General features: G+C 62.6%; 10 protein-coding genes. 8 read left to right on the top strand and 2 right to left on the bottom strand.

The window, feature by feature from the left end; translation table 11 throughout:
- The first annotated feature begins 144 nt into the window (after nucleotides 1-144).
- The gene (pglX, locus tag ET524_RS02360; RefSeq protein ID WP_129423160.1) at nucleotides 145-2211 is read left to right on the top strand and encodes a BREX-1 system adenine-specific DNA-methyltransferase PglX; all 2067 of its coding nucleotides are present in this window, start codon (nucleotides 145-147) and stop codon (nucleotides 2209-2211) included.
- Nucleotides 2212-2218: 7 nt separating this feature from the next.
- On the top strand, nucleotides 2219-2749 hold the full coding sequence (locus tag ET524_RS02355) for a hypothetical protein (protein ID WP_129423159.1): 531 nt from the start codon (nucleotides 2219-2221) through the stop codon (nucleotides 2747-2749).
- 28 nt (nucleotides 2750-2777) lie between these two features.
- Here ET524_RS02355 and ET524_RS02350 read toward each other — a convergent pair whose 3' ends face one another.
- A complete protein-coding gene (locus tag ET524_RS02350) occupies nucleotides 2778-3311 on the bottom strand; it encodes a nucleotidyltransferase family protein (RefSeq protein WP_129423158.1) in 534 nt (177 codons plus the stop codon).
- A gap of 176 nt (nucleotides 3312-3487) precedes the next feature.
- On the opposite strand from ET524_RS02350, the gene ET524_RS02345 reads away from it, so the two are divergent.
- The 6 genes from ET524_RS02345 to ET524_RS02315 all read left to right on the top strand — a co-directional run bounded on the left by ET524_RS02345 (nucleotide 3488) and on the right by ET524_RS02315 (nucleotide 15048).
- Nucleotides 3488-4462, top strand: a complete 975-nt coding sequence (locus ET524_RS02345; protein WP_129423157.1) for a BREX-1 system adenine-specific DNA-methyltransferase PglX — start codon at nucleotides 3488-3490, stop codon at nucleotides 4460-4462.
- 90 nt (nucleotides 4463-4552) lie between these two features.
- Nucleotides 4553-7261 carry a BREX-1 system phosphatase PglZ type A gene (pglZ, locus tag ET524_RS02340; RefSeq protein WP_161566582.1) on the top strand — a complete coding sequence of 903 codons (2709 nt, stop codon included), beginning with the start codon at nucleotides 4553-4555 and terminating at the stop codon, nucleotides 7259-7261.
- Between the two features lie 31 nt (nucleotides 7262-7292).
- Entirely contained in the window at nucleotides 7293-9650 is a 2358-nt protein-coding gene (gene brxL, locus ET524_RS02330; RefSeq protein ID WP_236648238.1) for a protease Lon-related BREX system protein BrxL, read from the top strand.
- A 21-nt stretch (nucleotides 9651-9671) separates the two neighbouring features.
- Nucleotides 9672-11114, top strand: coding sequence for a hypothetical protein (locus ET524_RS02325; protein ID WP_129423155.1), 1443 nt, complete (start codon nucleotides 9672-9674; stop codon nucleotides 11112-11114).
- Between the two features lie 641 nt (nucleotides 11115-11755).
- The gene (locus tag ET524_RS02320) at nucleotides 11756-13714 is read left to right on the top strand and encodes a fructose-1,6-bisphosphatase (protein ID WP_129423154.1); all 1959 of its coding nucleotides are present in this window, start codon (nucleotides 11756-11758) and stop codon (nucleotides 13712-13714) included.
- Between the two features lie 284 nt (nucleotides 13715-13998).
- Nucleotides 13999-15048: an inorganic phosphate transporter gene (locus ET524_RS02315; RefSeq protein WP_129423153.1), complete on the top strand. Its 1050-nt coding sequence runs from the start codon at nucleotides 13999-14001 to the stop codon at nucleotides 15046-15048.
- Between the two features lie 345 nt (nucleotides 15049-15393).
- On the opposite strand, the gene ET524_RS12150 is transcribed toward ET524_RS02315, so the two are convergent.
- On the bottom strand, nucleotides 15394-15768 hold the full coding sequence (locus ET524_RS12150; protein WP_408005801.1) for a response regulator: 375 nt from the start codon (nucleotides 15766-15768) through the stop codon (nucleotides 15394-15396).
- Between the last annotated feature and the right edge of the window lie 50 nt (nucleotides 15769-15818).

The following is a 15818-nucleotide window of genomic DNA, read 5'->3' as shown; positions in this document are numbered from 1 at the left end:
TTCGCTCGTCGATCGAAGCGTAAGTCCCGGCGTTGGTGGAAATGGTGAAAATGCGTTGGCGCAAATGGCGGGATTGCGTTGGCATGATTGGTTATTGAGCGTTGGTCAAAATGGTTGTTTTTACAGTAGCGCTAACACGAGGCGCTGTTCCGCTACCTGCTGTTGTGTCAGTGCCGCGAGCTGGCCGCGTGCCTGCCGGGCGTGTTCGAGCCGGTGGGCGATGCCATGGAGCTGCTGCTGCCCGACCGCCTCATGGCGAAGGGCGGCGTCATCGAGGCCATGGTGGAGGGCATCCCCGAGGCCGACTGGCTGGGGCACGTGGAGATCCTGGGCTGGATGTACCAGTACTACAACGCCGAGGCCAAGGACGCGTTCTTCAAGTCGAAGGACAAGGCCACGCCCGAAACGCTGCCGGCGGCCACCCAGCTGTTCACGCCCGAGTGGATCGTGCGCTACATGGTGCAGAACAGCCTGGGCAGGCTGTGGATGCTGAACAACCCGCAAAGCCCCCTGCGCGAGCAGATGGAGTACTATATCGAGCCCGACGCCGCCCACGAGGACTTCATCGCCGTCGATGGGCCCGAGGACATAACCCTGTGCGACCCGGCGTGCGGCTCGGGCCACATCCTGGTGTACGCGTTCGAGCTGTTGTTCGCGATGTACCTGGAGCGCGGCCACCGCGAGCGCGACATCCCGAGCCTGATCCTGCAGAACAACCTGCGCGGCCTGGAGATTGACCCGCGCGCTGTCCAGCTGGCAAGCCTGGCGCTGGCCATGTGTGCCCGCGAGCACGACCGCCGCTTCTTCGGCAGGGGGGTGCGGGCCCAGGTGCGCGTGCTGGCGCCCGTTGTTATAGCCGAGGACGAGCTGCCCGAGACCGCCGCGCTGCGCAAGCACCCGCATCTGCTGGAGGCGCTGGCGCACCTGGACGAGGTGGGCAGCCTGCTGGATCCGACGGAAGACGAGCTTGCGGCGCTTGCCGCCGACGCTGAGGCGCTGTCCCGCTCCGCCGGTGGCGACATGTTCACGGCGAACGTTGCCGGAAGGGTGGCCTGCGCCAAGGACGTGTGTGACGCGCTGGCCGAGCGCTGCCACTGCGTGGTGGCCAACCCTCCGTATATGGGGTCCAGCAGCTTCGGCCCTTTCATGAGCAAGTGGGTGAAGAAGCATTATCCCGACGTGAAGAGCGATTTGTTCTCGTCGTTCATCGCGCGCATTACCGATTTCGCTAAAGAGCATGGCGAAGTGGGCATGATGACCCCGTTTGTGTGGATGTTTATTGGCAGCTATGAAAAGCTTCGCGTGAAGCTGATTAACGAGAAGACAATCACGTCCTTGATTCAGCTGGAGTACTCCGGGTTCGCTGGGGCGACGGTGCCTATATGCACCTTCACGTTCCACAACTCTCACATTGACAGCTACGAGGGCGGCTACGTGCGCCTGGCCGATTTTACCGGTGCCAATGTCCAGGCGCCGCGAGCGCTCGAGGCCATCCAAAACCCCGACTGCGGCTGGTTCTACCGCCGCAACGCCGACGCCTTCAAACAAATCCCCGGCACCCCCATAGCCTACTGGTTACCATCGACTGCGCTCGATGCCTTTATAGCTGGGTATTCAGTTGATTCTATTTCTGATTACACCGGAAGTCCAAACATTACAGGTAATAATGACCTTTATCTTAGGTTTTTCTGGGAGGTCACTTCATGTAAAGTTGGGCATAGTTGGATGCCCTATTCTAAGGGCGGTGAATTTCGTCGTTGGTACGGGAATCTTATCCACGTGATTGATTGGTCCGATGATGCATGCGGATATTATTGCGATAATCCGACATCTACTTTGTTGCCAAAGCGCTATTGGTACCAAGGCGGAATTACATACACAATGTTAACTTCCGGCAGGGCTTGTTTTCGCCATATTGATGACGGTTGTATTTGGGATAAATCCGGGCCAGTAATATGCAAGCTTGGTGATCGAGAGACTTGGTGTCTCGCATTCCTGAATTGCTCAATTGCCCAAGTATATCTCGACATTCTTAATCCTACGATGAATCTTCAAGTTAGAGATATTAAATCTCTTCCCCTATTAGAGATAGATGACAGGGGGAAGTCGAAGTTGATTGACGACTTGTCCAGCTTCAACATCAAATTATCCAAACTCGACTGGGACTCGTTTGAAACCTCCTGGGACTTCAAACGCAATCCGTTGGTGTAGGTGCGTTATGGGCAAAAATAGAAAACGGAAATGGAGTTTTAAGAGTCGGGTTAAGCTGCAATCTGAGCCTGATCTGCAAAATATCGTCCAATTTTACGTTTTTGAATCTCCTGTCCCCGGTGCTTCTGTTAAGGGCAAAACTTTCGAAGACCTCGGATGGAAGGATCATGCTTACGCCACGCTCCACGCCAAAATGAGGGAGTCATCGGGCTTGTTTGAAAAAGGGCATTGGGTTGATTGCCCGATAAAAAATGTTGAACAAGAGCTTGAAAAGCTTGACAGGTTAAACGGGTATGACTGCTCTTTTGAATTCGCGGTTCATTGCAAGAGGTCTGACCTTAACAAAACCGAGGCGCTATTCTATCTGATTCGAAACGCCCTGGCACATGGTGGTTTCCGTATTTCGACTGATGGGCCGGAACATTATTTGGTCTTGGAGAATCGAGCGGATGGAGAGCTGAAAGGAAGGGCTGTTATAAAGATGGACGCTCTTTTGAAATGGGCAAAATTGCTTAGTAAGAAGCGGAAGGGTGATTAGGTTTTTGATTCGCAAGAGGTCGTTTTCCTTAGCGCTCATAGATCGCTACCCCTTCTTGTTCGATGGCCATGGCTAGGTTTTGGTTCTTCAGCGTATCGGCGGTGATGATGTCGACTTCGTGGGAAAGGCGCTTCTCTAGGACTTTTTGCAGGTGCGCCAGGTCGTACAGGCTGAACTGCTCCGACCGGTCGAGCACCAGGCGAAGGTCAACATCGCTTTGTGGACCCGCATCGCCGCGCGCGATCGAGCCGAAGAGGATGACCTTTTCGATGGCGGGGAACTTGGCCGCCTCGGCTGCCACGCATCGCCGCACATCGGTGATGCTGGGAGCCGCTGCCGGAGCATCTACCTTGTGGAGGATCTCCTGCAGCAGCTGCTCGATGGAGCGCAGACGGTCGCTGTCGGCGCGTTCGTTTTCGCTTGCTATTCCTTGCCGAAGGAAGTGAAGGAACGCATCGGTTTTGGTAAGGCCGTTTTCCTTCGCGTACGCGTTGACGATCTGCACCTCGTGCTTTGGCAAGCGCATGGCGACGGAAAGGCGGTTTTCAGCAGCGGTTTCCATAGTCAGCCTCCTTGTATTGCATATGCAATACGCATTATAGCACGGCGTGCAAGGAAGGGCGACGTCGGGGGTGGAGCTACGAAAGGTAGGGCGCTCGCATGAGTGGGCGATTGGATAAAGGAAATAGCAGGCGCGTCCTGGGCGCGTTTTTAGGTAACGATGAGAAAGGCGGCGTGATGGCTACGCTTTTGGCTGATAAGTATGAGGCTCGCAAGGCCGAGGTGAACGAGCGGTTCGAGCAGCTTCGTGCGAACGAGGAAGAGCTCAACCGCATCTTCGCGGAGATTTACCACATGGTGGGCGAGGTGCCCATCGAGGTGGAGGACAAGTACGTGTCCGTGGCGCGCATCTTCGACACCGCGGAGGAGATCCCCGAGTCGTACAAGGGCAACAAGTACGTGCGCACGCGCCGCGACGAGATCGTAAGCCTTATCAGCTACGCGGTGGGCTGCATGTTCGGGCGCTACTCGCTTGATCGCGACGGCCTGGTGCTGGCCGACCAGGGCGACACGGTGGATAACTACGTTGCGAAGGTGGCCGACGGCGACGCATCGCGCGTCAGCTTCATGCCCGACGCCGACAACGTGCTGCCCATCACTGACGACGAGTACTTCGACGATGACATCGTGGGGCGCTTCGTGGAGTTCATGCGCGCGGCCTATGGTGCCGAAACGCTCGAGGAGAACCTGCGCTTCGTCGCCGAGGCGCTCGGCGGGCGCGGCACGTCTCGCCAGGTCATCCGCGCGTATTTCCTGAAGGACTTCTTCAAGGATCACTGCCAAACCTACAAGAAGCGCCCCATCTACTGGCTGTTCGACTCAGGCAAGAAAAACGGCTTCAAGGCGCTTGCGTACCTGCACCGCTACCAGCCAGACTTGCTCGCGCGCGTGCGCACCGACTACGTGCACGAGCAGCAGGAACGCTACCGCGCACAGATGAGCTTCATCGACGAGCAGCTGTCCAGCGCTGAGAAGGGCGAGCGCGTGAAGCTGGAGAAGCAGCGCCGGAAGCTCTCCGACCAGCTCGCCGAAACGATCGCGTTCGAGGAGCGCCTGCACCACCTGGCCGACCAGATGATCGTCATCGACCTGGACGACGGAGTGAAAGCGAACTACGCGAAGTTCGAAGACGTGCTGGCGAAGATCAAGTAGGGCGGGCGTTGGCTGGGCTGCCGGCGCCGCATGCGGGTTGCAAGAGTGTTCGGCGCGCTGGGGCGCGCCGTGGAACGGAGTGTTTGCCATATGGCGAAGATAGATGTTGAAGGGCAGTTGAAGGCGCGGTTCGCGCAGCCGCTTGCGCCTGCGGCTGCACGTCGCATCGTGATTTGGAACGATCCTGCCGGCGAGTTCGAGGACGCGTTCGACGGCCTGGCCGAACGGGGCTTCGACGGCGCGGGCGCAACGGATACCGTTATGCCGGCGGGCGAAGGGTTCGCGCGGCCCGTGCGCTTCGTGAAGGCGGCGGAAGGCGGTATGTTCGAGGTGAAGCGCCTGATTTCGCGCGGCGACGTTGCAAGCGATTTGCTGGTGTACCGCCAGCGCGCCCGCGGCGACATCGAGGGCGATTGGCTGGCCGACGTGGAGCTGTTCGCCGACCATTTCCAGGCCGACTTCCTGTCGCTTCTGGCCGACGAGTTGAACGCCGAGGATTCCACCGACGTGCGCGCGGCGCTGGAGGCGATGCGTGCGTTCTTCGCTGCGAAAGACCGCGTGCGGCGCTTCTCGAAGTGCTGCCCGGCGCCGGCGTCGGGCGCCGACGTGGAGCTTGGCGTGCTGGCCGCGCTGCTCGATGGCGCCTCGCCCGACGACGCGACGGGCGGTTTCGTGGTGCGCGGGTATCTGCGCGAGCTTCTGCACAACGGCGGGCCGGCGGCGTTCGAGACGTTCGCGAAATACGGCGCCGGCGAGGCTCTGGCGCGTTGGGTGCAGCGCATCACCGACTTTTCGGGCGCGCTTGACGGCGCTACCACCTTCGCCGAGCTGGCTTCGCACGTGCTGCTGTCGGCGGCTTCGCTTTCTATCCCCGCTGCCGCGCTTGCGGGGCTTGAAGGCCGCATTTCCTCGCAGAACGCGCAGTACTGCCTGGCCGTGGTGAAGGATTGGGACCGCGACGCACGCTTCTCTTCCGAGGACCTGTTCGAGGTGTGCCGCCGCGTGGAGGACGAATGCGGGCTTGCGGCTCGCTTCGCGGCCGCGCCGCTGGCCGATATCGTGGAATGCGACGTGTTCCCCTGCATCAACGAGGCCATTCTGGCAACGCTGTTCGAGTCGTTCGCGCAGGGCGCCGATCGCGAGGCCGATGCCCGCACCGCGGTGGACCGTCGCTGCAACCTGGCATGGCACGCGCGCGTGGCCTGCTATTTCGAGGCGCTTGAGGCCATCGCCGACATGCACGGGTTCAAAGCTGCTCACGCCCAGGGCTTCCACGAGGCGCAGCCCGCCCGGGTGTGGCAAGCCTACACGCAGGATTGGTGGCGCATGGACGCGCTGTACCGCAAGCTGTGCCGCACGGCGGGCGCGTGCCGCACGCGCGGCTACGAGAACCTGGAAGAACCCCTGCGCGCTGCCATGCAGTGGGCCGAGGGGCTGTATTCCAACTGGTTTCTGGCCGAGGCGAACAGTTGCTGGGCGGCCGCCGCGCAGCAGCAGTGGCTTGATTGCGGGCACGTGGAAGGCGTGGACTGCCAGCGCGACTTCTATTGGAAGGTGCTGCCGTCGTGCCAGGGTTCCGCGAAAACCATGGTGGTCATCATCTCCGACGCGCTGCGCTTCGAAGTGGGGCGCGAGGTTGCCCGCACGCTTGAACGCGAGAAGGGCGGCATGGTGAAGCTTTCCAGCATGCAGGCCGCGTACCCTTCCGTCACCGAATTCGGCATGGCGGCGTTGCTGCCGCGCCGGGGCATCTCGCTTGATTTCGAAACGGGGCAGGTGTTCGCCGACGGCAGGCCCACCGCCACCACCGAGCAGCGCGAGGCCGTGCTGCGTACTGTGCGCCCACACGCGCGCGCCTTGCGGGCCGACACGTACCTGGAAATGCCCGCGGCCGAGCGCAAAAGCCTACTGAAGGAAGCCGAGCTGGTGTACCTGTACCACAACGTCATCGACGCCACGGGCGAGAAGCTGGCCACCGAGAACTCGGTGTTCGACGCCTGCAGCGACGCCGTGGAGGACGTGTGCGCGCTGGCCAAGCGCGTGTGCATGGACGCGCCCGGCGCGCGCGTTGCCATAACCGCCGACCACGGTTTTTTGTACACGCGCCACGACCTGGACGAATGCGAGCGCGTGGGCAAGACCGACCTTCCCGCGGCCGACACGGTGTGCGGCAAGCGCCACCTGGTCGTTCGCGCCGACGACGCGGCCGAGTTCGCGGGCGGCGCCGGCGCCGGCGCCGGGCAGGCCCCGTTCATCCGCGTGGGCATGGACGACGTCGACGGCGGGCGCTTCGTGGGCTTCACGCCGCGGGGCAACGTGCGCATCAAACGCCCCGGCGGCACCTGCCGCTACGTGCACGGCGGCGTCAGCCTGCAGGAGTTGTGCGTGCCGCTGGTCACGTTCTGGCGCGTGGGCGCAAGGTCGAAGGACTTCCAGGACACGCGCCCGGCCACGCTGCGCGTGCTTTCGCCCGAGCGCCGCATCACGAACTCGCTGTTCACGGTGAACCTTATTCAGGAAGAGCCCGCTGTGGGCAAGGTGCTGCCGTGCGAGTACGAGCTGTGCTTCGCCGATTCGTCGGGCAATGAGGTGAGCAACGTGGAGAAGGCGCATGCCGACAAAACGTCGGACAACCCGCAGCAGCGCGTGGTGAAGGCGAAGTTCACGCTGAAGGGCTCGAACTTTTCGGCGAAAGAGGAGTATCAGCTGGTGGCGCGCGAGCGCCAAAGCGGGCAGATCGCGTGGCGCGAGCCTTATCGCATAGAGGTTTCGTTCGCGCCGCTTGACTTTGGGTTCTAGCGCACGGCGCTGATGAGAGAAAGGGTGGGCCATGCCTACTGGATACGATGACGATTTGTGGGAGGTTCCTGCAGTTCAGCCTTCCGAGGAATACGAGCAAGCCGTGACGGGCGGCACGTGGCAGGACGCGGCCGGCGCCGATGCCGGCGTTGCGGCGGCGGGCGCCGGCGGCGCGGTTGCGGACGCCGGCGACGCGGCACAGCTCGACGAGGATTTCGCGGTGGCCGTGGGGGAGGCTATGCCGGGCACCTCCGGGGCTGTGGGCTTTCAGGCTGACGAGCTTGACTGCAAGCTGCTGGAGCACTTCGGCGGCAAAATCGTGCGCAAGGACCTGACGGCGCTCATGAAGCGCGGGGCGAACGTGCCCACGTTCGTGCTGGAATACCTGCTGGGGATGTATTGCTCCACCGACAACGAGGAAGACCTGGCGGCCGGCCTTGACCGCATTCGCACCATCCTCACGAACAACTACGTGCGCCCCGACGAAAGCGAGCGCATCAAGTCGAAGATCCGCGAGCTGGGGCAATACACCATCATCGACAAGGTGTCGGCCGTGCTTGACGAGTACAAGGACATCTACGAGGCGCATTTCACGAACCTGAACATCGAGCCGTTCGTGATGCCGGCCGATTACGTGCGCAACTACTCCAAGATCTTGCAAGGGGGCATTTGGTGCATCATGCGCATTGAATACCGCCGGGTGAACCTTGACGAAGACGATTTTGGCATGGAAGTGTTCGGCGACGAGCGGCCCAAGAAGCGCGCCGTCGGAAAGAAGCGCGGGGCGGAGGACTCGCCGTTTTCGGTGGCCAGCCTCACGCCCATCCAGATGCCGAACCTTGACCTGGAGTCCATGATCGAGCAGCGCCAATACTTCACGCGCGACGAATGGCTTGACATGCTGCTGCGCTCGGCGGGCTACGAGCCCAGCGTGCTGACCGAGCGCGAGCGCATGCATTTCGTCGAGCGCATGGTGCCGCTGGTTGAGCGCAACTACAACCTGTGCGAACTGGGGCCGCGCGGCACGGGCAAAAGCCACATCTACAAGGAGGTTTCGCCCTACGCCATCCTGCTTTCCGGCGGGCAGACCACCACGGCCAACCTGTTCGGGCGCATGAACGCGCGCGGTGCGGCGCGGTTGGGGCTGGTCAGCCACTGGGACTGCATCACGTTCGACGAGGTTGCCGGCATGCGCTTCCGCGACCAGAACGCCGTGCAGATCCTGAAGGACTACATGGCCTCGGGCAGCTTCGCGCGCGGGCGCGACCAGATGAACGCCGACGCGTCCATCGTGTATGAGGGCAACATCAACGACACGGTGGCCAACGTGCTGAAAACCACGCACCTGTTCGACCCGTTCCCCATCGAGTTCAACAACGACTCGGCGTTTTTCGACCGCATCCACTATTACCTGCCTGGTTGGGAGATTCCCAAGATGCGCTCGGATTTGCTTACGGAGCACTACGGCCTGATCACCGACTGCCTCAGCGAGTTCTGCAAGGAGATGCGCCGGCGCGACTACACGCACCTGATCGATGAGTATTTCCGCCTGAACAGCGATTTCAACAAGCGCGACGAGATTGGCGTGCGCAAAACGTTTTCCGGCCTGGCCAAGCTTTTGTTCCCCGATCAGAACATGGGCAAGGAGGACGTGCGCTGGCTTCTGGAATACGCCATCGAGGGGCGCCGCCGCGTGAAAGAACAGCTCAAGATCATGGCCGGCGTGGAGTTCATCGACGTGAACCTGGGGTATCTGGATGCGGAGAACCCGTCTGAGACGAAGGTGATCGGCGTGCCCGAGCAAACGGACAGCACGCTCATTCCCGACGGGCCGCTGATGGCGGGCCAGGTGTTCGGCGTGGGCAAGTCGCTTGGCGGCGAGTTCGCGGTGTACAAGTTGGAGAACAAGGCCGTGATGGGCGAGGGCAAGTTCAGCCACGAGGGCATCGGCAACGTGCGTCCCGTGCGCGACTCGGTCGAGGCCGCGTTCAAGCTGTTCGAGACGAACGCGTCGCGCGTGGCCCGCGGCATGCATGCGGGCTCGAAGGACTTCCTGCTGTACTACAACGACTTGCAAAGCAAGGGGCTGTCCGATGAGATTTCGTTGGCCGAGTTCGTGGGCCTGTGCTCGGCGGCGTGCAACAAGCCCGTGCTAGACGCTCTGGCGGTGCCGGGCGCGCTGCGCATTTCCGGCACCATCGACGACATTCGCGGGCTGGAGGACATCATGCGCGTGGCGAAGAACGCCGGCGCGAAGCGGGTGCTTTTGCCCACGTCGTCCATCATGGACATGCAGACGGTGCCGCCTGAGCTGATTTCGGGCGTGAGCCCCGTGTTCTACACGCCGGGCGATTACGTGGACGCGGCCGTGAAGGCGCTGGGGCTGTAGAGCGTGGCGAAGGGAGACGTTATGGGCGGCGAGGACGAGGCGCGCGGCGAGGCGGCTTTGGGGCTGACGGGCGCCGATGCGCTTGAGGCGGCGTTGAACAGGGCGCTTGGCGCGACGTTTGGCGCGGATGCCGCGCTTGAGGCTTCGCGTCGGAGCCAGGGTTTCGACGAGCAGCAACAGCGCGATGCGGATGCGGCGCGGAAGCTGCTTCGCGAGTGGCGGCGTCATGAGGAGCGCTGCGATCTGCGCCGGTGCCTAGTGGAGGGCGCGCTGGGGGAATGGGTGCGGCGCAACGAGGCAAGGTGCGTGCACCGCGCGTATCAGCAGGTGGGCATTGTGCCGTCGCTGCAGATGGACCGGCGCTACAAGGCGCTTCGCTCCATGAGCTCGTGCGATTTGCTGCTGAAGCGCGTGGAGCAGACCATCGGCGCCATCGAGGCGAAGATCGCGTCCGACTCGTGCGAGCGGTACGCGGCGGTGTTCAACTCGGCGGCGCGCGCGTTGCAACAGCAGCTTGCGCGCGTGCGCGAGGTCGAGGTGGGCCAGCCGTGCGTGCCCGAGGGCGCGGACGCGGACGCAGGTGCGGGGGATGCGCCGGTTGGTGGCGTGGCTGGCGCTGGCGATGTTGACGGCGCGGCGGCTGCTGGCGGCGCGGGGGCCGGTGCGCCCGGCGGCCTTGACGACCGGCTGGTGGGCGTGTTTCAGGATGCGCTTGGGTTGCCGCAGGTCGACGTGCTTGGCGGCGTTGAGCGGGAAAGCCAGCAAGACTTGGTTGCCAACCGCATCGATGTCGCGCTCGCGGCGGTGCGGGCTTGCCTGGACGAGTGGGTGTATCAGGCGGCGCAGGGTGTTGCGGGCCGGCGCATGCCTGCGTTCGACGTACCCGCGTTCGGCGGGGTGCGCTGCGTGCGCGTTGTCGACGTGGCCCAGCTTACCGAGCTGCTGCTTCAGGTGAAGGCTTCGTACGCGACGTATGCGAAAAGCGTGCGGCAAGGTGGGTTGTTCTGCGCGTTCGGAAGCGATGGGGAATACGGCGAGGCTGCTCCCTCTGCGTTCTCGGCGTTTTTCCGGGCCGTGTGCTCGGACCCTGACGAGGACGAAGGCGACGATGATGATTGCCCCGAGGGCATTCCCGATTTCGTCGACGAGGAGGCTAAGCGCGGCGGCGACGACATCGCCCGCGCCATCGAGCGCATGAAGACGTTCAATGCGCAGCGCTACGGCGGCGTGCTCGATGATGACCCCGCGCTGCCCGCCGAGCACTTCTGGTATGGCGTGAAGAAGCTTTCGTCCTTCGCTGAACAGGCGATTCAGGTCGATGAACGGGCGTGGGATTCCTATATCGATCGCGTGGAATACGTCGTGTGCGAAGCAGCCAAGCCGCTTTCCGAAGCCATGGACGACGAGCAGATTGCCCAGCTTGAGGAAGCCCTAGGCGCTCTGCTGGCCGACGACAACGCGTAGCGCGCAGGAGAGGGCGCACGCGCGTAGCGCGCGGATTCGCGAGCGCCTGCGGGCGTGCGCACCTGGCCCGAGTCGTTGGCTGGATGCGCGCGCGCCGTGTGTCGGGCGGTTGGCTGCGGGGTGGTGCGCGCAGGGTGCCGAATTGTTGCGAACTGGGAAAGAGGCGCTGCCCAGGGATTCCGCTTTGGAGCGATGTGGGAATTGGCGAAGGGGGTTTGTCGGCAGGCAAGTGTCATGCGGTTCTGAAATGGCCGGAAGTGGGAACAAAAATTGCTGGCCTGTGGGGTTCGCCGAGAACCCCGCGCCGTTTTCGGGGGAAGTGGGAAGCGGGTTGTTCGCACTTTGCTCCCACTTCTCCCGAAAACGGAATCCCTGGCGGCCCGTTCGCCGCCGCGCGGGGTGGGCGTTCGTATGCCGGCGCTTGCTGGATGCGCGCGCGAGGGCTGGTGTGCTGGCTGTGCGGGGTTCGCATGCTGCCGGGGCTGGACGGATGCCGGCTGGATGCGTGCGCGGCTGTTCCGACGCCGGGCGCCTGCTGGGGTGTGCCGTGTGCCGGGCGGTTGGCTGCGGGGGCGCTTGGGGCGCGGTACCATGTGGGCATCACTGTGCGATTGGCGCCGCGGCGCCCCGAGGAGGTTTTCATGGAAGCAACCGAAAAGCGTTACTTGGAACTGCTGGCGCAATCGTTTCCCACAACCGAGGCCGCTGCCGCCGAGGTCATCAACCTCAGCGCCATCCTGAACCTCCCGAAAGGCACCGAATTCTTCTGCTCCGACATCCACGGCGAGTCCGAGGCGTTCAGCCACATCCTGCGCAACGGTTCGGGCTCCATCCGCCTGAAAGTGGACGAGGCCTTCGGCGACTCGCTTTCCGAAGCCGCCAAGCGCGAGCTGGCCACGCTCATCTACTACCCGCGTGAAAAGGCGAAACTCATCCTGGCCGACGTTGACGACGAGCGCGCGTGGTACGCCACGGTGGTGCCGCGCCTCGTGGCCGTGTGCAAGCGCGCGGCCCGCAAGTACACCGCCAGCCGCGTGCGCCGCGCGCTGCCCGCCGAGTTCGCCTACATCATCGAAGAGCTGATGGACGAGGACAACCACGGCGTGGACAAGGAAGCCTACTACGCCGGCATCATCGACGCGGCCGTGCGCACGGGCCGCGGCATCGCGCTCATCGAGGCGCTTGGGCAGCTCATCCAGCGCCTGGCCATCAGCCAGCTGCACATCATCGGCGACATCTACGACCGCGGTCCGAACCCCGATGTCATTATGGAGACGCTGCGTGCGCAGCATAACGTGGATATCCAGTGGGGCAACCACGACATCGTGTGGATGGGCGCGGCGCTCGGCCAGCGCGGCTGCATCGCGCACGTGGTGCGCAACTGCGCGCGCTACGGCAACCTGTCCATCCTGGAAGACGCTTACGGCATCAACATCCTGCCGCTGGCCAGCTTCGCGCTTGACGCCTACCGCGACGACCCGTGCGCCGGCTTCGCGCTGAAGGGCAACCCCGACCTGCCGCCGTCGGAGCTGACCATGAACGTGAAAATCCAGAAGGCCATGGCCATCATCCAGTTCAAGGTGGAGGCCGCGCTCATCGACGAATATCCCGAGTTCGGGCTTGAAAGCCGCAAGCTGCTGGACAAAATCGACTACGAAGCCGGCACCGTGGTGGTGGACGGCATCACCTACCCGCTTACCGACACCGTGTTCCCCACGGTGGACCCGGCAAACCCGTTCGCGCTCACGCCGGCCGAAGAAGAGGTGATGTGCCGCCTGGAGGCCGCGTTCACCGGCTGCGAGAAGCTGCAGCGCCACATGCACTTCTTCCTGGAGGCGGGCAGCCTGTACAAAATCTGCAACGGCAACCTCATGTTCCACGCGTGCGTGCCGCTCAACGCCGACGGCAGCCTGAAGGAAGTCAACGTGTTCGGCACGCCGTACAAGGGCCGCGCGCTGTACGACGTGATGGAGCGCTACGTGCGCGCGGCGTTCTACAGCCACGACGCCGACGAGCGCCGCCGCGGTCGCGACCTTCTGTGGTACCTGTGGCTGGGCGAGGGCAGCCCGCTGTTCGCGAAAAGCAAGATGGCCACGTTCGAGCTGTACCTCATCGCCGACAAGGCCGCGCGCAAGGAAGTGAAGAACCCGTTCTACACGCTCATCGACGACGAGCAGGTCATCGCCGGCATCTTCCGCGACTTCGGCATGGACCCGGAAACGTCGCACATCGTGTGCGGGCACGTGCCGGTGAAGGTGAAGGACGGCGAAGACCCCGTGAAGTGCGGCGGGCGCGTGTTCATGATCGACGGCGGGTTCTCGAAGGCGTACCAGCCCACCACGGGCATTGCCGGCTACACGCTCATCAGCAACTCGTTCGGGTTCATTTTGGCTGCTCACGAGCCGTTGAAGTCGGCAGCCGCGGCCGTGAAGGAAGAGCTTGACATCCACAGCTCCCGTCGCGTGGTGGAGCGCGTGCCGCACCGCACGCGCGTGGCCGACACCGACGACGGCGCCGACATCCGTCGCCGCGTGGCCGAGCTGGAACGCCTGCTGCAAGCCTACCAAGACGGCGAAGTAGCTGAACCGGGCGTGCGCTAGGGGCGCGGACAAAGGGGAGAGGCCGCGGCAATCGGGGCCGCGGCCTTTTTTGCTCGGGGATGCTGCAAATTCGCTTGCACAATGTTTTGAGCCTTTGTTTCGACAGGCGGAGGACAGGTGTGGAGAAACGCGTCCGTGCCCGCGTTCGCTCATGGCGGATGCGTGGTCTTTCGTGCTTCCGGATGCGTTTGGTTCTGGCGCTTGCGTGGCTCGGTGTAGTATCGTAGAACATACGTCAAATTGACGAGGCTCTTACGTGGCTTTTACAGATTATGGGGAACTGAATGGCGTTAACGTTTGCTGACTTTCTTGCGCAGGCTATGGCCCAGCCGATCCTGTTCGTTATTTTGGTGCTCATCATCGGCGTCACGGCCGTGTCCGGTGCAACCGACGCGCCGAACGCCATTGCCACCGTGGTGTCAACCCGGTGCCTGAAGCCGAACGTGGCCATCGGCCTGGCGGCGGTGTTCAACTTCGTGGGCCTGGTGGGCATGACGTTCATCTCCACGGCCGTTGCGAAAACTATGTTCGGCATGGTCGACTTCTCAGGAAATACCGACGCGGCGCTATTGGCCCTGGTGGCAGCCATGATCGGTGCCATCGGATGGGGCATATTCTGCTGGTTTTTCGGCATACCGTGCTCGAAGTCGCACTCGCTGATCGCCGGCATCACCGGCGGCGCCATCGCCATGAACGGCTGGGCGGGCGTTGTGCCCTCCGAGTGGGTAAAAGTCATCTACGGCATGGTGTTTTCCCTGGTGGCAGGCTTTCTTTTGGGCTGGGTGTTCACGAAGGTCATCGAGCGCGTGTTCAAGATGGTCAACCGCCAAGTGGCCAACACCGCCTTCACCGTCATTCAGGACATCTGCGCGTTGGCGCTGTCGTTTTTGCACGGCGCGCAGGACGGCCAGAAGTTCATGTCCATCGCCATGCTGGGCATCGCACTGTCGTTCGGCAGCTCCACGCCTGACGCGGGCGGTTTCCCCATGTGGGTCATGATCACGTGCTCGCTGGCCATTTCGGCCGGCACGGTGGTGGGCGGCAAGCGCATCATCAAGTCCGTGGGCATGGACATGGTGAAGCTGGAGAAGTACCAGGGCGTGGCCGCGAACTTCTCCACGGTGTTCACGTTGCTGTTCGCCAGCTTGACGGGCATGCCGGTTTCCACGGGCCACTGCAACACGTCGGCCATCATGGGCGTGGGTGCCAGCCGCTCCATCAAGCGCGTGAACTGGAGCATCGCGAAAAACATGCTGCTGGCCTGGGTCATCACGTTCCCCGCATGCGGCCTGATTGGTTTCGTGCTGGCCAAGTTGTTCATGATGCTGGCGTAGACGCCGCGCAGGCGTTTCGGCTTGCTTTTTGTTCGCCATTTCCCAGAGCGAGTGCTCTTAAGTGCAAGCTGCTCCAGGCCCGGGCAAATGCCCGGGCTTTTTTGCGTTAGGATTGGGGCTCGCCTGTTCGTGGAGATGCGCTATCTGGGCTGGCTTGTTACCTCCCCGAATTTCCGTGCTGCTTTCTGTGGCGCTGCGTACGAAAATCGCTCATGTATGTGATTTAACTTGCCTTGCCGAGGTAGCAAGCCAAAGATGGTTGCGTTTTCCCTGGTCACAGAGCAGTGGAAAAGGGGGATACTCAACGAATCCTCAGCAAATCACATACATGAGCGATTTTTGATTTCAAGGTGGCTTGATGGGGCGTTTGGCTTGCGGCGGATTCGCATGGCGGGCATGCTGCAGCGGGTTTTGGCGGGTTGCAAGTGGGTAAGCTAACAAGTGGGCAAGTCGGCGAGTTGATAAGCTAACAAGTGGGGCAAGCTGGCAAGTGGGCCAACTTGGCAAGGTGGCGGGTTGCAAGTGGGTTGCGGGCTGGTTTCGCGGCGGTGGCGGTTGCTTCGTGGGGACAACGTGGGCGTTCATGCCGGCGTCAAGGCAGGCTTGCTTGTCGGAGCTGAACGCGTTGGCCATCATGGCGATGATGGGGATGGTGCGCCCCAGCGGGTTCTTGCCGCGGCGAATCTCGCGCGTGGCGTCGAGGCCGTTTATCGCGGGCATCTGCACGTCCATGAGGATGGCGTCGAACTGCCTGGGCTCCACCTGCGCAA

This window comes from Senegalimassilia faecalis, assembly GCF_004135645.1.
Taxonomy (GTDB): domain Bacteria; phylum Actinomycetota; class Coriobacteriia; order Coriobacteriales; family Eggerthellaceae; genus Senegalimassilia; species Senegalimassilia faecalis.
This window is presented reverse-complemented; position numbering and strand designations above follow the sequence as displayed.